The organism is Parerythrobacter jejuensis (assembly GCF_039536765.1).
Taxonomy (GTDB): domain Bacteria; phylum Pseudomonadota; class Alphaproteobacteria; order Sphingomonadales; family Sphingomonadaceae; genus Parerythrobacter; species Parerythrobacter jejuensis.
Genome location: NZ_BAAAZF010000001.1, coordinates 2,843,989 through 2,863,025, shown reverse-complemented (window position 1 = coordinate 2,863,025; position 19,037 = coordinate 2,843,989). Strand labels below are relative to the sequence as shown.

Annotated in this window: 23 protein-coding genes; 9 read left to right on the top strand and 14 right to left on the bottom strand. The window is 60.5% G+C overall.

Features of this window, described 5'->3' with window-relative positions:
• Positions 1-18: 18 nt before the first annotated feature.
• The 8 genes from ABD653_RS13985 to coxB all read right to left on the bottom strand — a co-directional run bounded on the left by ABD653_RS13985 (position 19) and on the right by coxB (position 6,492).
• Positions 19-588, bottom strand: a complete 570-nt coding sequence (locus tag ABD653_RS13985; protein WP_199801308.1) for an SURF1 family cytochrome oxidase biogenesis protein — start codon at positions 586-588, stop codon at positions 19-21.
• Positions 585-974 (bottom strand): DUF983 domain-containing protein, encoded by a 390-nt coding sequence (locus tag ABD653_RS13980; protein ID WP_160780406.1) that lies wholly within the window; start codon positions 972-974, stop codon positions 585-587. Before ABD653_RS13980 ends, ABD653_RS13985 begins: the two co-directional genes overlap by 4 nt.
• Positions 974-1,834: a cytochrome c oxidase subunit 3 gene (locus tag ABD653_RS13975; RefSeq protein WP_160779238.1), complete on the bottom strand. Its 861-nt coding sequence runs from the start codon at positions 1,832-1,834 to the stop codon at positions 974-976. Before ABD653_RS13975 ends, ABD653_RS13980 begins: the two co-directional genes overlap by 1 nt.
• Positions 1,835-1,901: 67 nt before the next feature.
• Positions 1,902-2,510 carry a cytochrome c oxidase assembly protein gene (locus ABD653_RS13970; protein WP_160779237.1) on the bottom strand — a complete coding sequence of 203 codons (609 nt, stop codon included), beginning with the start codon at positions 2,508-2,510 and terminating at the stop codon, positions 1,902-1,904.
• A complete protein-coding gene (locus tag ABD653_RS13965) occupies positions 2,479-2,604 on the bottom strand; it encodes a hypothetical protein (RefSeq protein WP_267904705.1) in 126 nt (41 codons plus the stop codon). The genes ABD653_RS13970 and ABD653_RS13965 overlap by 32 nt, the downstream gene beginning before the upstream one ends.
• Positions 2,604-3,521: a heme o synthase gene (locus ABD653_RS13960; protein ID WP_160779236.1), complete on the bottom strand. Its 918-nt coding sequence runs from the start codon at positions 3,519-3,521 to the stop codon at positions 2,604-2,606. The genes ABD653_RS13965 and ABD653_RS13960 overlap by 1 nt, the downstream gene beginning before the upstream one ends.
• A 107-nt stretch (positions 3,522-3,628) precedes the next feature.
• A complete protein-coding gene (gene ctaD, locus ABD653_RS13955; protein ID WP_160779235.1) occupies positions 3,629-5,332 on the bottom strand; it encodes a cytochrome c oxidase subunit I in 1,704 nt (567 codons plus the stop codon).
• 44 nt (positions 5,333-5,376) lie between these two features.
• Positions 5,377-6,492, bottom strand: coding sequence for a cytochrome c oxidase subunit II (coxB, locus tag ABD653_RS13950; RefSeq protein WP_160779234.1), 1,116 nt, complete (start codon positions 6,490-6,492; stop codon positions 5,377-5,379).
• A gap of 194 nt (positions 6,493-6,686) precedes the next feature.
• Between coxB and pyrE the strand changes: the two genes are divergently transcribed.
• The 7 genes from pyrE to ruvX are packed head-to-tail and all read left to right on the top strand — an operon-like array spanning position 6,687 to position 12,030.
• Positions 6,687-7,268 (top strand): orotate phosphoribosyltransferase, encoded by a 582-nt coding sequence (pyrE, locus tag ABD653_RS13945; RefSeq protein ID WP_160779233.1) that lies wholly within the window; start codon positions 6,687-6,689, stop codon positions 7,266-7,268.
• Positions 7,269-7,276: 8 nt separating this feature from the next.
• Complete coding sequence (locus tag ABD653_RS13940) at positions 7,277-8,020, top strand: pyridoxine 5'-phosphate synthase (RefSeq protein WP_160780405.1); 744 nt, start codon at positions 7,277-7,279, stop codon at positions 8,018-8,020.
• 10 nt (positions 8,021-8,030) lie between these two features.
• The gene (acpS, locus tag ABD653_RS13935; RefSeq protein ID WP_160780404.1) at positions 8,031-8,432 is read left to right on the top strand and encodes a holo-ACP synthase; all 402 of its coding nucleotides are present in this window, start codon (positions 8,031-8,033) and stop codon (positions 8,430-8,432) included.
• Positions 8,429-9,304, top strand: a complete 876-nt coding sequence (gene lepB, locus ABD653_RS13930) for a signal peptidase I (RefSeq protein WP_160779232.1) — start codon at positions 8,429-8,431, stop codon at positions 9,302-9,304. Before acpS ends, lepB begins: the two co-directional genes overlap by 4 nt.
• Positions 9,301-10,431 (top strand): AI-2E family transporter, encoded by a 1,131-nt coding sequence (locus ABD653_RS13925; RefSeq protein ID WP_160779231.1) that lies wholly within the window; start codon positions 9,301-9,303, stop codon positions 10,429-10,431. The genes lepB and ABD653_RS13925 overlap by 4 nt, the downstream gene beginning before the upstream one ends.
• Complete coding sequence (locus ABD653_RS13920; protein WP_160779230.1) at positions 10,421-11,560, top strand: DUF3089 domain-containing protein; 1,140 nt, start codon at positions 10,421-10,423, stop codon at positions 11,558-11,560. Before ABD653_RS13925 ends, ABD653_RS13920 begins: the two co-directional genes overlap by 11 nt.
• A complete protein-coding gene (gene ruvX, locus ABD653_RS13915) occupies positions 11,542-12,030 on the top strand; it encodes a Holliday junction resolvase RuvX (protein WP_160779229.1) in 489 nt (162 codons plus the stop codon). Before ABD653_RS13920 ends, ruvX begins: the two co-directional genes overlap by 19 nt.
• Here the strand turns inward: ruvX and ABD653_RS13910 are convergent.
• From ABD653_RS13910 to ABD653_RS13900, 3 genes are read right to left on the bottom strand one after another with little or no spacing between them, the layout of a single operon-like run.
• Complete coding sequence (locus ABD653_RS13910; protein ID WP_199801114.1) at positions 12,027-12,911, bottom strand: transposase; 885 nt, start codon at positions 12,909-12,911, stop codon at positions 12,027-12,029. The two genes, ruvX and ABD653_RS13910, sit on opposite strands and share 4 nt — an antisense overlap.
• A complete protein-coding gene (locus ABD653_RS13905) occupies positions 12,911-13,852 on the bottom strand; it encodes a hypothetical protein (RefSeq protein ID WP_160779228.1) in 942 nt (313 codons plus the stop codon). Before ABD653_RS13905 ends, ABD653_RS13910 begins: the two co-directional genes overlap by 1 nt.
• Before the next feature lie 15 nt (positions 13,853-13,867).
• Positions 13,868-14,029, bottom strand: coding sequence for a hypothetical protein (locus ABD653_RS13900; RefSeq protein WP_344705663.1), 162 nt, complete (start codon positions 14,027-14,029; stop codon positions 13,868-13,870).
• A gap of 130 nt (positions 14,030-14,159) precedes the next feature.
• Between ABD653_RS13900 and ABD653_RS13895 the strand changes: the two genes are divergently transcribed.
• Both ABD653_RS13895 and ABD653_RS13890 read left to right on the top strand, forming a co-directional pair.
• Positions 14,160-14,609: a PaaI family thioesterase gene (locus ABD653_RS13895; RefSeq protein WP_160779227.1), complete on the top strand. Its 450-nt coding sequence runs from the start codon at positions 14,160-14,162 to the stop codon at positions 14,607-14,609.
• Complete coding sequence (locus ABD653_RS13890) at positions 14,599-15,006, top strand: PaaI family thioesterase (RefSeq protein WP_160779226.1); 408 nt, start codon at positions 14,599-14,601, stop codon at positions 15,004-15,006. The genes ABD653_RS13895 and ABD653_RS13890 overlap by 11 nt, the downstream gene beginning before the upstream one ends.
• 2 nt (positions 15,007-15,008) lie before the next feature.
• Here ABD653_RS13890 and ABD653_RS13885 read toward each other — a convergent pair whose 3' ends face one another.
• The 3 genes from ABD653_RS13885 to ABD653_RS13875 all read right to left on the bottom strand — a co-directional run bounded on the left by ABD653_RS13885 (position 15,009) and on the right by ABD653_RS13875 (position 19,000).
• Positions 15,009-17,225 carry a transglycosylase domain-containing protein gene (locus tag ABD653_RS13885; RefSeq protein WP_160779225.1) on the bottom strand — a complete coding sequence of 739 codons (2,217 nt, stop codon included), beginning with the start codon at positions 17,223-17,225 and terminating at the stop codon, positions 15,009-15,011.
• A 48-nt stretch (positions 17,226-17,273) separates the two neighbouring features.
• Positions 17,274-18,260 carry a cobaltochelatase subunit CobS gene (gene cobS / locus ABD653_RS13880; RefSeq protein ID WP_160779224.1) on the bottom strand — a complete coding sequence of 329 codons (987 nt, stop codon included), beginning with the start codon at positions 18,258-18,260 and terminating at the stop codon, positions 17,274-17,276.
• 65 nt (positions 18,261-18,325) lie between these two features.
• Positions 18,326-19,000 (bottom strand): cupin domain-containing protein, encoded by a 675-nt coding sequence (locus ABD653_RS13875; RefSeq protein WP_160779223.1) that lies wholly within the window; start codon positions 18,998-19,000, stop codon positions 18,326-18,328.
• Positions 19,001-19,037: the final 37 nt, after the last annotated feature.

Here is a 19,037-nt window from a genome sequence, read left to right as displayed (position 1 = left end):
GCGTTGACGCGGCTAAAGTCAGCCGTCCTGCCGCTTCTTCCTAAGCGCCAGAAAATAGATCACCAGCGCCGTCAGCGCGAAAAAGAACCATTGCCCGGCATAGGCCAGATGGTTGTTCGGCAGGTCCTTCGGATCAGGCTTTGCCAATGGGGTCAGGCCAGCCCGTGGCGGATCGGCAATCAGCTTGGGCCCGGGGCCGATCAGGCCCGCAACCTCTCCCCCCGCCCATTGCGGACCTTCGGGCGCACGGGACCAGCCCAGCGCGATCTCGGCTTCGCCCCCACCATCCAGCGCACAGCGGGCGATCTGGGCCCATCCCTTCGTCCCCTTGTTACTGGTTCCGGCAGTCTGGCGTCGGTCGATCACGCGATCGCAGATCAGCTCGCTGCGCCGGAACAGGCTTTGTTCCAGAGCCTCTTCCGTCCTTGGCCAAGCCACCGCTTCGGTATTGTCCTTCGCCAAGCTGTAGCTGGCGATCAGCGCTTCCTTCTCGTCAGCCCGGCCCAATTGCCAGATACCCAGGCCGATCATCGTCAGAACAGACGCAACGACAATGATGGTGGGAATGATTGGAATATTCTTGGTCACAGATCGTTGCTCCCCGCTTCGCGGGCCTTGTTGCGATTTTCGGATACCAGCAATGCCGCCTTGGCCATGCGCAAGCCACCCAATGTCAATGCAATGCTGATCGGCAGCCACAGCAGAACATGAACCCACCATGGAGGCTCCACGCTGACCTGCAGCCACGCCGCCAGCCCTACAACTACCGCCCCCACGATCAGGATCAGGAATGCGGCGGGCCCATCCCCGACATTGAACTGGCCCAAGTCCAGCCCACAGGCACGGCAACGCGGGGCAAAGGACGTCAGCCCCGAAAACAAAGTGCGCGCCCCGCAATTGGGGCACAAACCGAAAAGGGCAGCCTCACCAATGGCGGGCTGCCCTTTCGGTGTATCCGGCGAACCGGACTGCATCAATGGACCGGTGCGCCCCAACCGCCCCATACATAGACGGCGATGAACAGGAACAGCCAGACGACATCGACGAAGTGCCAGTACCAGGCGGCAGCTTCGAAACCGAAATGCTGGCGCGGGGTAAAGTGGCCCTTGTAGGTCCGCACCAGGCAGACGATCAGGAAGATCGTGCCGATCAGAACGTGGAAGCCGTGGAAGCCGGTCGCCATGTAGAAGGCCGAGCTATAGGTGTTGCCGCCGAATGCGAACGGGGCAACAGCATACTCATACGCCTGCACGCAGCTGAACAGCACGCCGAGCAGGATCGTCAGCCATAGACCCTTCTTCAATCCCTCGCGGTCGCCGTTCAGAAGCGAGTGGTGAGCCCAGGTCACGGTGGTGCCCGAGCACAGCAGGATCAGGGTGTTGAGCAATGGCAGATCGAATGCATTGAGAACCTCAATACCCTTGGGCGGGAAGCTTTCGAGCGATGCTGCGCCCTCCTGCCCGATCATGTTGGTCCACAGACCATCGGCATAATCGAGGGGTGCAGGGAACAGGGCGAAATCGAACCAGCTCCAGAACCAGCCGACGAAGAACATCACTTCGGATGCAATGAACAGGATCATGCCATAGCGCATGTGCAGCTGAACTACCGGCGTGTGATCGCCGCGCTCGGCCTCTTTCACAACGTTGGAGAACCATGCGAAGAACGTCGCGATCAGCCCCATGATGCCGAGGCCGAGTACGATCTGCCAACTGGGCATCTCGTGCATGTACAGAACCATGCCCGAGGTGAAGGTGAGCGCCGAGAACGAGCCGATCAGCGGCCAGATATCGGGTTCGAGAATGTGATAATCGTGGTTCTTGGCACCAGCCATGGATCGCTATCCTGTTTATGCGTGTTTGACGCTGCCCATAATGCCCCTGTGGCAGCGGGTCTAGGGGTTAGCTGTCACTCTCTACCTTGCGGTGGAAAGTGTAGCTCAAAGTTATCTGTTCGACGCCCTGCATATTCTCGTCTTCCAGCGCCGCCGGATCGACGAAATAGAGCACCGGCATACGCACTTCCTGCCCGGGCTGGAGCGTCTGTTCGGTAAAGCAGAAGCACTGGATCTTGTTGAAATATTTGCCCGCTTGCTCCGGCTCGACATTGAAGGTAGCCGTGCCGGTGATCGGCACGCTGGAATTGTTCTTGGCGGTATAGAACGCCATGTCGCGAACACCGATCTGGACGGTATCGGTCGATTGCGCAGGCTTGAATGTCCACGGCACGTTGCGCGCGATACTGGCATCGAACCGGATCGACATTGTTGGCGCGCCGGCACTTGCCGCCATCCGCGCGGCAGCGTCAGCTTCGCTTTCCGTGGCGCGTTGGGTTGTCCCGCCAAAACCGGTCACCCGGCAAAACAGATCGTAGAGCGGCACGGCGGCGTAGCCCATGCCCAGCATGAAGACCGCGCCGAAAAGCGCGTAGAAGCCGACGCGCAGATTCTTTTGTTCGAGGGTCGCAGTGGTCACCGGCTCAATCTCCCATGCGTACGATAGTGATAGCATAGAACAAGACAACGAAGAACAGCAGCACCGCGCCCAGGGCAAGGTTGCGGCTGTTACGTCGGCGGTTGAATTCGGTTTCTTCTTCGGGGGTCATCACAGGTTCCATAGGGGGGATACAAAACGATCGACAACAAGCGCGGCGAACAGGGCGAACAGGTATAGGATACTGAAGCCGAACAGGCGCTTTTCCGGCTTCATGCTGTCACCTTCGACTGCGCGGCGGGTCGCCACTGGCACCGACAAAGCGATGAACGCCAGGGTCAGCACGAGCGCAACGATACCATAGATCGCGCCGGTACCGCCGATCCACCACGGTGCTATCACAAAGGGAAGCAACAGGACCGCGTAGATCAGGATCTGGCGACGAGTGCTGGCCTCGCCCTTCACCACCGGCATCATGGGAATGCCGACCTTGGCGTAGTCCGACTGCACAAACAGCGCGAGCGCCCAGAAATGCGGCGGCGTCCACATGAAAATGATGGCGAACAGCAGGATCGGCATCGCCGTAATCTCGCCGGTCACGGCGACCCAGCCGATCATCGGCGGGAATGCGCCTGCCCCGCCGCCAATCACGATGTTCTGCGGCGTGCGCGGCTTGAGCCAAATGGTGTAGATCACCGCGTAATAGAGAATCGAGATCGCCAGGATCGACGCTGCGAGCCAATGCACCGCAAGTCCCATCACGATCACTGATCCGACTGACAGGATAATACCGAAAGTCAGCGCGTCACCATGGGCCAGGCGCCCGGCTGGCAGGGGCCGCTGTGCGGTACGTTTCATGCCCGCATCGAGATCCGATTCCCACCACTGGTTCAGCGTCGCCGCACCGCCCGCGCCCAAGGCAATGCAGAGAATGGCGGTAAAGCCGATCACCGGGTTGATCCCCTCCGGTGCCGCCAAAAGGCCGCACAGGCCGGTAAAGATCACCAGGCTCATCACGCGCGGCTTGGTCAGCGCGAAGAAATCGCGCCAATCCGAGGGCAGAACAACAGGGGTGGCAGTAGCAGTCATGTCATCAGCCGTGTGGCAGGCCTTCTTGCAAAGGGGGCGCGCCATTGCTGGCACGCCCCCCACTTGTTTGGTTTGTCCCGGCCCGCCTTAACCGGGGGCCGCAAACATCAACCCTTGGCGGGCATGTGATCGTGATAATCGTGGTGTTCCTCGATTACCGGCAAGGTTTCGAACTGGTGGAATGGCGGCGGGCTGGACAAGGTCCATTCCAGCGTCGTTGCCCCTTCACCCCAATAATTGGCTTCGGCCTTCTTGCCCGCGATGAATGCGTAAGCGAGATTGACGAAGAAGATCAGCATCGAACCGGCCATGATCATATAGCCAGCCGTCGAGACCTCATTCCAGAAGGTGTAGGCAGCGGTGTAATCCGGATAGCGGCGCGGCATACCCTGCATCCCGAGGAAATGCTGCGGGAAGAAGATCACGTTCACGCCGATGAAGAAGGTCCAGAAATGCAGGTGCGAGAGGAACTCGCTGTGCATCCGGCCACTCATCTTCGGGAACCAGTAATAGAAGCCCGCGAACAGCGAGAACACGGCACCCATCGACAGCACGTAGTGGAAGTGTGCCACCACGTAATAGGTGTCGTGCAGATTATCGTCGATGCCGCCATTGGCCAGCACAACGCCGGTCACGCCGCCAACGGTGAACAGGAAGATGAAGCCCATCGCCCAGACCATCGGTGATTTGAACTCAACGCTACCGCCCCACATAGTGGCGACCCAGCTGAAGATCTTCACGCCCGTAGGTACGGCGATCACCATCGTTGCAGCGGTGAAATACATCTTCGTGTTTACGTCGAGGCCGACCGTATACATGTGGTGCGCCCACACGATGAAGCCGACAACGCCGATCGCAACCATGGCGTAAGCCATGCCGAGATAGCCGAACACCGGCTTGCGGCTGAAGGTCGCGACGATCTGGCTGATCATGCCGAAGCCCGGCAGGATCATGATATACACTTCGGGGTGACCGAAGAACCAGAACAGGTGCTGGTACAGGACAGGATCACCGCCACCGGCAGGATCGAAGAAGGTGGTGCCGAAGTTGCGGTCCGTCAGCAGCATAGTGATGGCAGCAGCCAGCACCGGCAGCGCCAGCAACAGAAGGAAGGCCGTGACCAGCACCGACCATACGAACAGCGGCATCTTGTGCAGGGTCATGCCCGGCGCACGCATGTTGAAGATGGTGGTGATGAAGTTGGTCGCCCCCAGGATCGAGCCTGCGCCCGCAAGGTGGAGCGAGAAGATCGCAAAGTCGACCGCAGGCCCGGTAGAGCCGGTGGTCGAAAGCGGAGCGTAAACGGTCCAGCCGACACCCGCACCAAGACCCGTTCCGCCCGGAACGAACAGCGAGAACAACAGCGAACAGAAGCCCACGACCGTCAGCCAGAAAGAGATGTTGTTCATCCGCGGGAAGGCCATATCCGGCGCCCCGATCATCAGCGGCACGAACCAGTTGCCGAAGCCACCGATCATGGCCGGCATGACCATGAAGAAGACCATGATCAGGCCATGCGCCGTGATGAAAACGTTCCACATGTGCAGATTGGCATCGAAGCTTGCCTCGCCGCCCATGAATTCAACCCAATACCCCAGGTATTGGATGCCAGGTGCAGCAAGCTCGGCCCGCATGACACCGGAAATGGCACCACCGATGATACCCGCGAAGATCGCGAAGATCAGGTAGAGCGTGCCGATATCCTTGTGGTTGGTCGACATGAACCACCGGGCAAAGAAGCCCGGCTTGTGATCAGCGTCATGCGCGTGGTCCTCGTGGTGGGCGTCAAAGCCTTCAGCGGTGGTTGCCATCGTGCTCGGTCTCTTCTTTCGAGTAAATTCGTGTCAGTCGTATATTATTCTGCGGCGGCAGCGTCACTACCGTCTTCGGACGCGGTCGCTTCGGCCAGCTCGGCCTCGGCTTCACCGGCAGTATCACCTGCTTCGGCCGCATCTTCAGCCGATTCGGCGTCCTCGCCAGCGGTTTCGCTTTCGAACGAGCCGCCTTGCTGGATTACCCATGCGCGCCATTGCTCCATCGGCACCGCTTCGACAGCGATCGGCATGTAACCATGGCGGGCACCGCACAATTCCGAACACTGGCCATAATAAATGCCCGGCTCGTCAATCGTCAGCATCTTCTCGTTAATACGGCCCGGGACCGCATCCATCTTGAACCACAGGCTCGGCACAGCGAAGGCGTGAATCACGTCAGCAGCCGTGGTCTGGATCCGCAGAGGAACACCGGCGGGGACAACCATGCGATTGTCGACCGCCAGCTGCGGCGGCAAGCCGGCATCCAGCGCATCGGCTTCGTCGAGCATGTTCGAAACAACTTCAAAGCCGCCCTGGTCTGGATATTCGTAGCCCCAGTACCACTGGTAGCCGATCGTCTTGATCGTAATCGCGTCTTCCGGCGGCGTTTCGTACTGCCGCGCGAGAAGCGTGATCGAGGGCACCGCGATAACCACCAGGATCAGCACGGGGACGAGCGTCCAAACCACTTCGATCAGCGTGTTATGCGTCGTCTTGGACGGGGTCGGATTGGCACGCTTATTAAAGCGTACGACAACCCACAGCAGCAGGCCCAGCACGAACAGGCTGATCACCGTGATAATCGGCATCAGGATCGCGTCATGCATCCACAGGGCATATTCGCCATTGGCGGAATATTGATCCTGGAAGGTCATGCTGGCGAGCGCGTCTTCCTCGTACGGCGTCGGCTGACCCTTGATCATGTCGGGGCCAAGGGGCGTGTAGCCGCCACTACCAGCATCGAGCGACGCCGCTTCTTCCGCAGGAACGGGGCCGGTTTCGCCCAAGGCTGCCTGCGCCGGTATCGAAGCATCAGGCTGGGTAGCCAGCGCTGCTTGCGCGCCAAGCGCAAGGATGAAGGCTGCAATCAACAGCACAATCGTTCGGGTTGTGTCACGAAGCCGGATGGCGGAGATCATCGTCAGGGTGCTTCCCATGTTGCATCTGGTGGCCACGGTTCAAGGCGGCCGAATGGGGCCCAATGAGGGCCATTTGCGGCGCGCTATACGCGTGCTTGCCCACAGGCTCAAGCGCTCCTAGGGAGAAAATTACGCAAGCTACATTCGTTCCCCCGCAACTCCCGACGCACAACACTGTGCACGTCCAGAAAGGTTCCGCTACGGCACCCGCCATGACCGAAGAAGAAGTTCTGTCAGAATTCCGCGCCTGTGAAGCCCTGCTCGAAGGCCATTTCAAATTGTCGTCCGGCCGGCATAGCGGCCACTATCTCCAATGCGCACGGGTTTTGATGAACCCCGAAAGGGCCGGTCGACTGGCCATGGCACTCGCCCAGAAACTGCCGCGAGAGATTCGCTCCGAAATCGATGCAGTTATTTCTCCGGCAATGGGCGGCCTGATCATCGGGCACGAAATGGGTCGAGCGCTGGGTAAAGACGCGATGTTTCTGGAACGGCCTGACGGCGTATTCCACCTGCGCCGCGGCTTTCGTCTCGAACCCGGTGCCAAAGTGCTGATGGTGGAAGATGTCGTCACCACCGGCCTCTCCAGCCGCGAAGCAATCAAGGCGGTCGATGAAGAAGGCGGTGAAGTTCTGGCCGAAGTGTCCTTGGTCGACCGGTCTGGCGGCTCGGTCGATCTGGGCGTGCCCTTTTTCCCCCTCGTCGCGATCAATTTCCCGACTTATGCCGATTTCGAAGTTCCAGACACGCTGGCCTCTATCCCGGTCACCAAACCGGGGAGCCGCGCCAAGTGAGTGATGCGATGCGCCCCAACACGCTCAGGCTAGGAGTGAATATCGATCACGTTGCGACCATCCGCAACGCACGTGGCGGGGATCATCCCGATCCTGTCCGGGCCGCGGAAATCGTCGCATCGGTTGGGGGGGACGGGATCACCGCCCATCTGCGTGAAGACCGGCGCCACATCCGTGACGAAGACCTGAAACGCATCCAGGAGGCGACCGACCTGCCCCTGAACCTGGAGATGGCGGCGACAGAGGAAATGCTGGAAATCGCGCTGCGTCACAAGCCGCATGCCGCCTGCATCGTCCCTGAAAAGCGCGAAGAGCGAACGACCGAGGGTGGTCTGGATGCCGCCGGCCTTCACAACACTCTGGTGCCGATCGTCGACCGCCTCAAAGATGCCGAGATCCGGGTCAGCCTGTTTATCGAAGCGAACGAACGTCAATTGGACGCCGCCATCCGGCTTGGTGTGCCCGTAGTCGAGTTTCATACCGGCGAATATGCCCACGCCCATCTCGATGGCGACCGCGAGAAGATGGCCAGCGAACTCAAACGGATCGCCGATATGGCCGCACTGGCAGTGAAAAACGGGATCGAGCCGCATGCCGGGCACGGACTCACATTCGAAAATGTCCAGCCCATCGCTGCCATTCCGCAGCTCGCCGAATTGAACATTGGACATTATCTGATCGGCGAAGCGGTCTTCGTCGGATTGGAGAACGCCGTCCGGCGTATGCGCCAGATGATGGATGACGCGCGATGAGGGCGGGCGCATGATTATCGGCCTAGGATCAGACCTGTGCAATATTGAGCGGATTCAGAATTCGCTCAACCGCTTTGGCGAACGATTCGAGCATCGCGTCTTCACAGAAATCGAGCGGGCCAAGGCGCAGCGCCGCCCTTTCACTATTGCCGGTACCTACGCCAAGCGGTTTGCCGCCAAGGAAGCTTTCAGCAAAGCGGTTGGCACCGGCTTCAAGCGCGGTGTCTTCATGCGTGACATCGGGGTCGTGAACGCGAAGTCCGGCGCCCCGACTCTTGCGCTGACAGGCGGCGCGGCAAATCGGCTTGCGGAACTGACACCGCACGGCCATGAGGCCAGCATTCATCTCACCCTCACCGATGATCACCCATGGGCGCAGGCTTTCGTGATTATCGAAGCCCATCGCATATGAATTCGAGCACACAGGCAAACGTGACAAACACAGACAAGAAGAGTGACGAGAAGGTCAATTGGTTCGCGGAGTTTCGCGGACTGGCCTTGATGCTGTTGGCGGTATTCGCCTTCCACAGCTTCATCGCCAAGCCATTCTATATTCCGTCGCAATCGATGATGCCCAACTTGCTGGTCGGTGACCGGCTGGTGGTCAGCAAATATCCTTACGGCTTCAATTGGTCTTCGATCAGTTTCCACCTCTGGCCGCGCGGCGATTGGCGGGTGCTCGCGGATACGCCGGAATATGGCGACATCGTCATTCCCGTCCATCCCGAGCGGGACGAAGACTATATCAAGCGCGTCGTGGCCTTGCCGGGTGACCGGATTGCGGTGCGTAACGGCCAGATCATTCTCAATGGCACCCCTGTTCCGCAAGAGGTCGAACCTGCGCTGGAAGTTCCGGTTGACCTCAACTCGCCTTGCGACAGCTATGATTATCCGGGGATGAAGCAGACGGACGAGGGTGGCGCGGAAGTTTGTGCCCTGCCCACCTATCGCGAAACCATGCCCAATGGCGCGACTTACCTGATCGTCGATACCCAGCCGGACTATCCGCTCGACAATTTCGACGAAATCACAGTGCCCGAGGGCCAGGTCTTCCTGATGGGCGACAATCGCGACCATTCTGCAGACAGCCGCGCCAGCATTATCGAGCGTGGCCTGGGCGGCCCCGTCCCGCTCGAAAACATTGGCGGTCGTGCCGAGTTCATCACCTTCTCGCTGGACGGGACAGCCAATTGGAACCCGATCAGCTGGTTCTCTGCGCTGCGCGATGGACGGGCATGGTCAACATTGCGTCCTGCCAAGGCGGAGCGTAACAAAGCCACGTGAGCGGGGCAAAGAAAGACGACCAGGCCAAAGCCAGCGACGACTCGGATGTCGGCGCCAGCCCGTCATACATCGACAATCCTGAGCTGAGGCAAGAAGCCTACAAAGCCGCGATCTGGGTCGGCATTGTAGGGCTGGCCGTGCTGTCGATCTATATTGCCCAATCGTTGCTGGTGATTTTCGGCAGTCTGGTTTTCGCCGCAATGCTGGATGGTGGGGCGCGACTGATCTACCGGGTCGTGCCGCTACCCCGATCTGTCCGAATATTCATCGTAGTCGGTATCGGCATCGCGTTTTTTACCTGGCTCAGCATGTTTGCCGGCAACCAGATTGCCCAGCAGGCAGCAGAGTTTCCCGCCATTATCGAAAGCCAGGCCGAAAACCTGTTTCTCTGGGGGCAGGCGAACGGGCTCGATGTAGAATTTGCCGACTTGAAAGCGATCACCGGCGAGCTGGTGAGCGGCGTCGGCTCTGTCACCAAAGCGCTGACCGGGCTCGCAGGCGGCTTCACGTCGGTCATCCTGATTGTGATCATCGGCCTCTATGTTGCGCTGGAGCCCAACCTGTACGAGCGCGGTGTCGAATGGATGACCCCGCGCCACAATCGCAATGGCTTGCGCATTACGCTGGATCGGATGGCCTATACGCTGCGCCGGCTGATGGCGGGGCGCCTGGTGGGGATGATCTTCGAAGGTGTTTTCACTTACATCCTCCTCGCAATCTACGGCGTGCCCATGGCCGCGTTGCTGGCCATCCTGACGGGTCTGCTTGCCTTCGTGCCCAATATCGGCGCGATCATTTCCGGCATATTGATGGTGCTGGTTGGTTTCTCAGGCGGCACCGACATGGGCCTCTACACGATCTTCGTTTATTTCCTGGTCCAGAACTTCGATGGCTATATCGTCATTCCGCTGATCGCCAAGAAGACCGTCGATCTTGCCCCTGCCCTGGTGCTCGGGGCGCAATTGATCATGGGTCTGTTGTTCGGAATTCTGGGCCTGTTCCTGGCTGATCCTCTGTTGGCCATGATCAAGGTGGCGCTGGAGAGGCGATCCGAAACCAACGAGATCAAACAAGCCGACGCACGCGAAAAGCGCGCCTTGGCAGAGAAAGGCAACAATGGCGCGTAAGTTTCTGTATCTGGTTCTGGCTATCGCTCTACTGGTGATCGCGGCAGGCTTCGCGCTGAATATCTGGTCACGCGAGCTGACCGCGCTGGCGCTCGTGCCCAGCAGCGAATTCGTCGAACAGGATCCGCTAGCAGACAACGCCTATCAGGACCCTGAAATGTGGTTCTCGCGCCCTGGCATCGGCATCGATGATCCTGCCCGTTGGCAACCAGCGATCCAGGGGGAAGGCCGCGTCTTGCCGCCCTCGGGCGAGACGGCACCGCCTGACTTCGCCGTCTTTTTCGTTCACCCCACCAGCTATCTTGATCGCAACAACTGGAATGCGCCGCTGGATGACGCGGAATCGCAGAAGGTCGCGCGGCTGTATCTGCGCGGTATGGCCAGTCCGTTTAACCAGGCGAGCGAAATCTGGGCTCCGCGCTATCGCCAGGCGACAGTCGGGGCATTCCTGACCGATAGCGAAGAAGCGGGTCAGGCGCTGGACGCAGCCTATCGCGACGTGGCGCAGGCATTCGCCTACTTCCGTGACACCGTAGATGCGGGCACACCGATCGTGATTGCTGGCCATAGCCAGGGCGCACTCCACCTGCTGCGCCTGATGCGCGAGGAAGTGGCCGGAACACCGCTGCAACAACGGGTTATCGCGTCCTACATTGTCGGCTGGCCGATCTCGATTGATCGCGATCTTCCGGCTCTGCCCTTTCCCGCCTGTGCTACGCCCGATCAATCCGGCTGCATCCTGAGCTGGTCCAGCTTTGCCGAACCCGCCGATCCCAGTGCCCTGCTGGAGACCTATGCATCATCAGCCGGGTTCGATGGTGAACTGCGGGGACAAAGCGCAATCCTGTGCACCAATCCGCTGACCGGCGGCATTGGCGGCGCTGCCGAGGCGGCGAGCAATCCGGGCACGCTGGTGCCGGATGAAGATATGGCGAATGGCGAATTGGTCCCCGGCCTTGTCCCGGCACGTTGTGATGATCGCGGCCTGTTGCTGATTGGTGATCCCCCCGAAATGGGAAGCGCCGTGCTGCCGGGCAACAATTACCACGTATACGACATTCCGCTGTTCTGGCGCAGCATCCAGGCCGATGTCGGCCAGCGTGCTTCAGCATGGCAGGCCGCGCGTTGATCACTGACAATGCGGCCGAGTATCGCGAGGCTTTGGCCGATGGCGGTGGCTTGCTCGCGCTAGACCTCGGCACCAAGACTATCGGAACCGCCACCTGCGACAGCGGCTGGCGCTTTGCCACGGCTGGCAACACCCTGCCGCGCGGAAAGTTCGGCAAGGACAAAGGCAAGTTGGCCGAAATCATCCGTGAACGCCGCATTGTCGGCCTTGTCCTGGGCTTGCCCCGCAATATGGACGGCAGCGAAGGGCCGCGCGCGCAGGCAAGCCGGGCCTATGCACGCAATCTGGCCGACGCCTTTGAATTGCCGGTTCTGTTGTGGGACGAGCGCTGGTCCACCCAGAGCGCCGACGCAGCGATGATCGGGCAGGATATGAGCCGCGCCAAGCGAGCCGAGCGGATTGACAGCCATGCCGCCGCCGTTTTCCTGCAGGCGGCGATCGACGCGCTGGCTAGCGGCGGGCTGGACTAGACTGCCAATTCCTTGCGGCGGCGATAGGCCTCCCCTGCGACCAACCGACTTCCCGCATTCTCCGCCTCGCGCCAGATCGCATCGGCATCGCGGCTCGCAAGCGCCATCGCGTCGAAACATGCCAGTCGCAGCCGGTCACTCGGATGCTGGCGCGCAAACTGGGTCGCCACGTCGCACGTCTCCGCGTGCCCCATAGCAACGCCGCAGCGTAGGAAAGTCTCGGTCGCGCTGGGATTCAGCGCCGCTTCGATCGTGCCTCGATCAAGGTCAATTCGGTACTGGTCAAACCACCCGAGCGCGGGATTGGCCTCAACGATATTGAGCGAGACCGACAAGCTCTGCGGCGGCAATTGCGTGTGGATGTCACGATGGGCGCGATAATGGAGCACTTTGCCCGGTGTCAGGGTGGATCGTTCGACAAAGCGCAGAGCCGCAGTCTCGCCTCGCACTCCGGCGACTTCCTCATATTCATATTCGTAATAGTCGCTGGCATATCCCGGCCCGAAATAGCCCACGGTCAGGAAGTTGAAATTGTGATCGTGGGGCACTTCGTAGACGAAGCTGGATTTGCCGCTCGACCGGAAGATTGCATCGGTGCTGCTTGGCCAGATATTGGCGCGCAGGAAATATCCGTTTTGCGGCGTGGAAAGCATGATCGCTTGCGGGCCATAGGCCGTCGCGGCAGATGCATGCCCGCCCTTGATCGCATCGATCATCACATCACCGAGAAAGGCGGCATTCGCGCCGAGATCCGCCAGAGTCCGGGCATTGTGTCGCAGGCTTTCAGCGCAAGTGGGATCGAAGCCGATGCGATTGATCCGAGCGATCGCATCCCCGAGCTCGATGCGTGTTGCGTGCTCCGGTGTCAGGTTGGTCGGCATCAGGCAGCCTCCCCCATGGCGAGTTGGGGATAGTCCTGCACCAGTTGCTTCCGAAGCGCCTGCGACGGGCCGATCAAAGGGTCGCCCTGACGCGCTGCGATCTCCCCTAACGCTTTGATCCCGGCCATGGCATCCAATGCCAATGCCTGGCGCAACGCTTGCCAACGGAGAGGGGCCGCTACTTCCGAGAGCGCCACAACGATAAGCGCTGGCGCCGCATCCGCCCTACCCATGGCCCCCAGCACGGTCGCCATGAGCTCATGCCGACTATCCTCTGGGTTTCCGGCAGAGCGATGGAGGACGCGGCCATCATCGAGTGCATATTCGGTCGACTGACCCGGACGCTCGGCATTCCGCGACAGGCGCAAACTGACGAGGCTCCGGTCGACTGTCTCAATCAGGCGCGCGGACACGCTATCGAACCAGTCGCAATCTCCCACTGTGAAGGAGCGTGTTGAACGCGCCAGCGCTCCTGCACCATCGCGGGAGACAACCGCGCCGGTCGCATGACCCTGGAGGATTATCTCGACCCGCTCGCAATCGGTGAAGGCGATGGAATTTGCAGCTGGCCGCGACCCACATTCCAGCGTCACCAGCGCCAGGGTTGCCCGCCCCGCCCGCGCCAAATGCATCACGGCATAGCCGTCTGAATAGCTGTGCCGGAACGGCATCTGACCCAGGTGCGTATCACGCAATCCTGCGCACATTGTAGTCAGGAAATCCCGTACAAATGCCTCCGCCCTGTCGGGTTCGAACAGCGCAGCCAGGGCCGGATAGTCGGCAAAATTTCCGCCGCGACCGAACGCCTCCAAATCCTCGAGGATAGCCGCGACGTCGTCTGTCGCTTTCCACGCTTCACGTGTCTTGAGCATGTGTTCCTGCGCGAGGCGTTGCGAGGCTGGATCACCCCACAACGCGCGCAGAGCAGGATCAATCTGCATCCGCCGAATCCCCTCCTAGACCAGAGATTCGGGCGGGAAAGTTTCGTAGAGATAGACCATCAGGATCACGATCCGGTCATCCGTTGCAGCCGTCGCGAAATCAGACAGGCTGCCAAACACACCGGCTGCCTGATCCAGTTCGGGCAGGTTCGCGAGATCAATTTTTGGAAAGTTCATAAGGCTTTGCTCCCTCGTTGAAGCCACCAGCCAAAAGGGTGATGGCGCAGATAGGCTGGCGGAGACACGCAGGTTGTTGAAATTAAAAGATTGTAACGCGCCGCCAATTTGCCCAGAGCCTTTTTCATCCATGGCTGATCCGACACAATTCGACCCCCAGAAGGCGGCTTCATTCGTTCTCGGCAGCGGCCATTCCGGCTGGCTGGGCATGCAATACCGGGATCATGGCGAGGACTGGTGCGAGCTGGAGCTGCCGTGGCGGGAGGACCTGATCGGTGAGACCGAGCGGCACGTCCTGGCCTCCGGCCCGATCATCAGCCTGATGGATATGGCAAGCGGCCTGTGCATCTGGACCAAAATGAAGAGCTTCCAGGCCATCGCAACGCTGGATCTGCGGGTGGATTACCAGCGCCCTGCGCGCGAACGACACAATGTCATCGGCCGGGCCGAGTGCTATCGCCTAACCCGCTCGGCAGCATTCGTTCGCGGGGTCGCCCATGATGGCGATCCGGATGATCCAGTTGCGCATATTGCTGGTGTTTTCATGGCGCTGCCGGGGATGTCGCGCGATGGCAAATGAACTGTCCGCGATCACGCCTTATGCCGCCTCGCTTGGCATTGCATTCAACGAGTGGGAAGACGGCGTGCCCATTCTTATCCTGGGCGGGGAGAACATAGTGGAAGGGCGGCCGGGATTCTACCATGGCGGCGCGATCAGTGGACTGCTCGAAACGGCTGGCTACGCCGCTTTGCGCCTCGCGCTCAAGGCTGAAGAGCGCGAGGTCCAGCTGAAACCCATCAATATCACAGTGCAATTCCTCGCCCCGGCCAAGGCCGCACCTCTGTTCGCCAAGGCACGCATTACTAAGCTGGGACGGCGCAACGCGAATATTGCGGTCGAATGCTGGCAGGACCAGCGCGAGCGCCCAAGGGCAACGGCGATCATGAACGTGTTGCTGGCGGAACCCGAAGTCTAGATTTATCGCCCCGTTTGGCGTTGTGCGTCGCGTTGGGCCTGCTCGATCGCCCGTTCCGCTTCCCGCTGCGCCTCCTCTATTGCGTCGCCATCCACGCGCACGCCATCGGGGCCGATGCGGATATCGAGCGGGACGCCTTCTAGGTCGGTTTCGATGGTCAACCCGCCATCCTCGATCCGGACGCCCTCACCCAGCGGGATATCGTCAAGTTCGGGCACATCCATGGGCTGGACCGGACCTGAAGGATTAGCCCGCGGTGCTTCAGGTGCCGGTTGCGCCCCCAGACTCTGGCGCATGAAATCGCGCCACATCCGGGCAGGCAAGCCGCCGCCGCTGATCCCGTTGAGCGGGCTGTTATCGTCATTGCCGATCCAGACCCCAACCACCAAGTCCCCGGCATAGCCCACAAACAGCGCATCCCGATTGCCCTGGCTCGTCCCCGTCTTGCCGTAATTGGGGCCAGACAACATGGCGGCCCGCCCCGTTCCGGCATTGACCGCGCGGCGCAGCATCCGCTCGATATCCTCATGCACTCCGCCCGAAAGACTGGAGGGGCCGTCCCACAACCAGTCCCACCAGCTTAATTCTTCGTGTGGCAGTGGCGACGCCGTTACGGGGAACGCATTGCCGGCAATGCCAGCATAGGCCGAGGTCAGTTCAAGCAGCGACATGGTCGATGTGCCCAACGCCATGCTGGGATCGCCCGCCGGCAATGGCGATGTGATGCCCAGATCGCGCGCCATCTTGATCACGGCTTCGTCGCCGACCGAGTTGAACAGGCGCACGGCGGCAACATTGCTCGATCGGGCAAAGGCGTCTTCCAGCGTCAGGCTGTCAGAATATTTGCCACCACTGTTGCGGGGACGATAACCGCCAGTGGTGATTTCGGTATTGGCAACAGGGTCGTCAGGCGTGGCGCCAGCTTCCAACGCGGCGAGCCAGACGAAGGTCTTGAACGTGGAGCCGGGTTGCCGTTTCGCTTGGGAAACACGGTTGAAGGGGCTCTCGCGATAATCCCGGCCGCCCACCATAGCGACCACTTCTCCATTGGGCCGCATCGCCACGATGGCCGCTTGCGCCCCGCCCAGATTGGCATTGGCTACCACGCGCCGGGCAATGCCCTGCAACCGTGAATCGAGAGTGGTCGTGATTGCCTGACGCTCGTATCCGGCTTCGGATTGCCTGCGCAGGACCGGCAGGGCCCAATCGGCGAAATAGGTTCCTGTCGGCACATCATAGGTGGTCCGTACATCCAGCTTAGGCGCAGAAATCCCTGCCGCTTCCTGTTCGGTCAGATACCCTGTTGCCACCATCGCCCCGACGACCAGCCGCATCCGCGTCTCGGCTCGCTCATAATGCTTGGTCGGGCGCAGGGCAGACGGTGCCTGCACCAGCCCCGCCAGCATCGCCGCCTGCTCCACTGTCAGGTTTTCCGGCTGGCGGTAGAAATAGTGCAGGCTCGCGGCCCGCAGCCCGTAGGTATTGTCGCCGAAATAGGTATTGGAGAGATACCGCTCGAGGATTTCATCCTTGGTCAGCCAGGTCTCCAGCCAAAACGCAATCAGCATTTCGCGGCCCTTGCGGGTCAGGCTGCGTTCCGGGCTCAAGAACGTGAATTTCGCTAGCTGCTGCGTAATCGTGCTGCCGCCTTGCACCCGTCCACCGGTCGCATTGGCCCAAACCGCCCGTGCCAGCCCGCGCGGATCGACGCCCCAATGCGAATAAAAACGCCGGTCTTCGATCGCGAGAAAGGCCTGCACCACATGCGGGGGCAAATCCTCTACTGCGATCGGATCATCAACAATCGCGCCATTGCGGGCAATCGGCGTACCATCGGAGGCAAGCAGCGTGATCTGGGGCGGAACCACCGGCTCCAGCGATTTGTCCAGCGGCGTCGTCAGCGCTAGAAATGCGACCAGAGCGATGAAGGCCAGCAAGCCCGCCGCAAGAATCCGGGCGATCCACCACCGCTTGCGACGCTCGCGCCAGAAAGAGGGCTGCCACCAGCGCTGCTTCTTGCGCTCATGCAAGTCGACATGACGATCAACCTGGTCAAGCCGTTGATCCCATTGGTCGTAGTCCGTCTGCGGCGAACCAGAGCGATAGAGCGGTTCCTCCGTGCCCCCACCACGTTCCGCAAAATAGCCAGCATAGGCGCCTTCCGGCTTACCGGAATCGCGCCGCCACGGCGTCAGTTTACGGAACCACGGGGAATTCATTTTACTGTATTAGCAAGACAACACAGTAAAATCGAGGGCAAAATAACCTCAGCCGACGACACTTTCTGGCAGGTCTTCGCCGAACACGCGCTGGTAATACTCGGCCACCAGCATCCGCTCGGCTTCGTCGCATTTGTTGAGGAAGCTGAGGCGGAAGGCGAGACCGGCATTATTGAAAATTGCGGTGTTTTCGGCCCAGGTGATGACAGTGCGCGGGCTCATAACGGTCGAGATATCGCCGTTGATGAAGCCCTGGCGGGTCAGGTCGGCAACCTTGATCATGTCCGCAATCATTTTGGGATCCGCATCCGGGTTCTTGGCGGCAACGATGTTCTGCTCGGTTTCAGCCGGCAGGTAGTTGAGGCCGACCACGATATTCCAGCGGTCCATCTGGCCCTGGTTGATCTGCTGGGTGCCGTGATACAATCCGCTCGTGTCACCCAGGCCGACCGTGTTGGCAGTCGCAAACAGGCGGAAATTGGGGTCCGGGCGGATCACGCGGTTCTGGTCCAGCAGGGTCAACTTGCCTTGCTGCTCGAGCACGCGCTGGATGACGAACATCACGTCTGGGCGCCCTGCGTCATATTCGTCGAACACCAGCGCAACCGGGTGCTGTAAGGCCCACGGCAACAGGCCCTCGCGGAATTCGGTCACCTGTAAGCCGTCGCGCAGCACGATGGCATCGCGCCCGACTAGGTCGATCCGGCTGATATGGGCATCGAGGTTGATCCGGATACACGGCCAATTGAGGCGCGCGGCTACCTGCTCGATGTGGGTCGACTTACCCGTACCGTGATAGCCCTGGACCATTACCCGCCGATTGTGGGCAAAACCGGCCAGAATCGCGAGCGTCGTGTCCGGATCGAACACATAGCTTTCGTCGAAATCGGGCACGCGCTCGTCCGCCTCGGAAAAGGCGGGGACTTGCCAGTCGATATCGATCCCGAAGGTCTCGCGCACATCCACCGTGGTGTCCGGCGCGGAAAGGGTCGTCTTGGCGTTGGGCTCGAAGCTCTTGTCGGTGATCTCGTTCATTGCGCTGGCGGACCTAGACAAGCCCGGGCCGCCTCGCAATGCCCCATTATGACTGTAGCACCGATTCAGTTGCTTTCCGGGACCCGTAGATGGTCGAGATGCCCGGTCTTGATCCAGAATCTGGCACCTTCCGGCCCCGCTTTCAGACTGATCAAATCGCCTTTGGGCAGGCGCAACCAGTCGTGCCGCGCCAATCGCGTGGCATCCATTTGCAGCAGCCCGTCGAGGACGAGGATTTCGGCACCCCCGGCATCGCCCACATCATAGGTTCCGTGCGGTTGCCACTGCTCGATCGCCACTGTTTCGTGGGCATCGCGATGGAGCTCCGCCCGGGCGCGCCCATGCTCCAGATCCACCAAAGGGACAGTGTTGAGATCGAGACTGAACTGGTTCCGGTCCGCCGCATCGAATTGCCACAGTTTGACGAAGATGGTGCAACCATCATCGGAGCGCGGAATGTGATGGGTTGTCGGGGGATTGCGGACGTAGGTCCCGGCCGGATAATCGCCTTGTTCATCCTGGAACGTGCCTTCCAGGACGATGAATTCTTCCCCGCCGCCATGCGTGTGTTCGGGGAAAGCGCTTCCTTCGGCATATCGAACAATCGACGTCGCCCTTGCGACCTCGTCTCCGACGCGGTCCAGCATGCGGCGGTCCACGCCGGGCATGGGCGACGGCACCCAGTCAATCCGGCCCGAATGGACGTGGACACGGTGGTCAAAATCGGCATTGACGTCCATGCAATGGCTCCACTCTCAAACTGACGGCGTGCTGCCA

Bases quoted from the DNA above. Each gene is read 5' to 3' on its own strand.
- ABD653_RS13980 (WP_160780406.1), bottom strand. From the start codon at position 974: ATGCAGTCCGGTTCGCCGGATACACCGAAAGGGCAGCCCGCCATTGGT.
- ABD653_RS13975 (WP_160779238.1), bottom strand. From the start codon at position 1,834: ATGGCTGGTGCCAAGAACCACGATTATCACATTCTCGAACCCGATATC.
- ABD653_RS13970 (WP_160779237.1), bottom strand. From the start codon at position 2,510: ATGCTATCACTATCGTACGCATGGGAGATTGAGCCGGTGACCACTGCG.
- ABD653_RS13965 (WP_267904705.1), bottom strand. From the start codon at position 2,604: ATGACCCCCGAAGAAGAAACCGAATTCAACCGCCGACGTAACAGCCGC.
- ABD653_RS13960 (WP_160779236.1), bottom strand. From the start codon at position 3,521: ATGACTGCTACTGCCACCCCTGTTGTTCTGCCCTCGGATTGGCGCGAT.
- ctaD (WP_160779235.1), bottom strand. From the start codon at position 5,332: ATGGCAACCACCGCTGAAGGCTTTGACGCCCACCACGAGGACCACGCG.
- coxB (WP_160779234.1), bottom strand. From the start codon at position 6,492: ATGGGAAGCACCCTGACGATGATCTCCGCCATCCGGCTTCGTGACACA.
- pyrE (WP_160779233.1), top strand. From the start codon at position 6,687: ATGACCGAAGAAGAAGTTCTGTCAGAATTCCGCGCCTGTGAAGCCCTG.
- ABD653_RS13940 (WP_160780405.1), top strand. From the start codon at position 7,277: ATGCGCCCCAACACGCTCAGGCTAGGAGTGAATATCGATCACGTTGCG.
- acpS (WP_160780404.1), top strand. From the start codon at position 8,031: ATGATTATCGGCCTAGGATCAGACCTGTGCAATATTGAGCGGATTCAG.
- lepB (WP_160779232.1), top strand. From the start codon at position 8,429: ATGAATTCGAGCACACAGGCAAACGTGACAAACACAGACAAGAAGAGT.
- ABD653_RS13920 (WP_160779230.1), top strand. From the start codon at position 10,421: ATGGCGCGTAAGTTTCTGTATCTGGTTCTGGCTATCGCTCTACTGGTG.
- ruvX (WP_160779229.1), top strand. From the start codon at position 11,542: ATGGCAGGCCGCGCGTTGATCACTGACAATGCGGCCGAGTATCGCGAG.
- ABD653_RS13910 (WP_199801114.1), bottom strand. From the start codon at position 12,911: ATGCCGACCAACCTGACACCGGAGCACGCAACACGCATCGAGCTCGGG.
- ABD653_RS13905 (WP_160779228.1), bottom strand. From the start codon at position 13,852: ATGCAGATTGATCCTGCTCTGCGCGCGTTGTGGGGTGATCCAGCCTCG.
- ABD653_RS13900 (WP_344705663.1), bottom strand. From the start codon at position 14,029: ATGAACTTTCCAAAAATTGATCTCGCGAACCTGCCCGAACTGGATCAG.
- ABD653_RS13895 (WP_160779227.1), top strand. From the start codon at position 14,160: ATGGCTGATCCGACACAATTCGACCCCCAGAAGGCGGCTTCATTCGTT.
- ABD653_RS13890 (WP_160779226.1), top strand. From the start codon at position 14,599: ATGGCAAATGAACTGTCCGCGATCACGCCTTATGCCGCCTCGCTTGGC.
- ABD653_RS13885 (WP_160779225.1), bottom strand. From the start codon at position 17,225: ATGAATTCCCCGTGGTTCCGTAAACTGACGCCGTGGCGGCGCGATTCC.
- cobS (WP_160779224.1), bottom strand. From the start codon at position 18,260: ATGAACGAGATCACCGACAAGAGCTTCGAGCCCAACGCCAAGACGACC.
- ABD653_RS13875 (WP_160779223.1), bottom strand. From the start codon at position 19,000: ATGGACGTCAATGCCGATTTTGACCACCGTGTCCACGTCCATTCGGGC.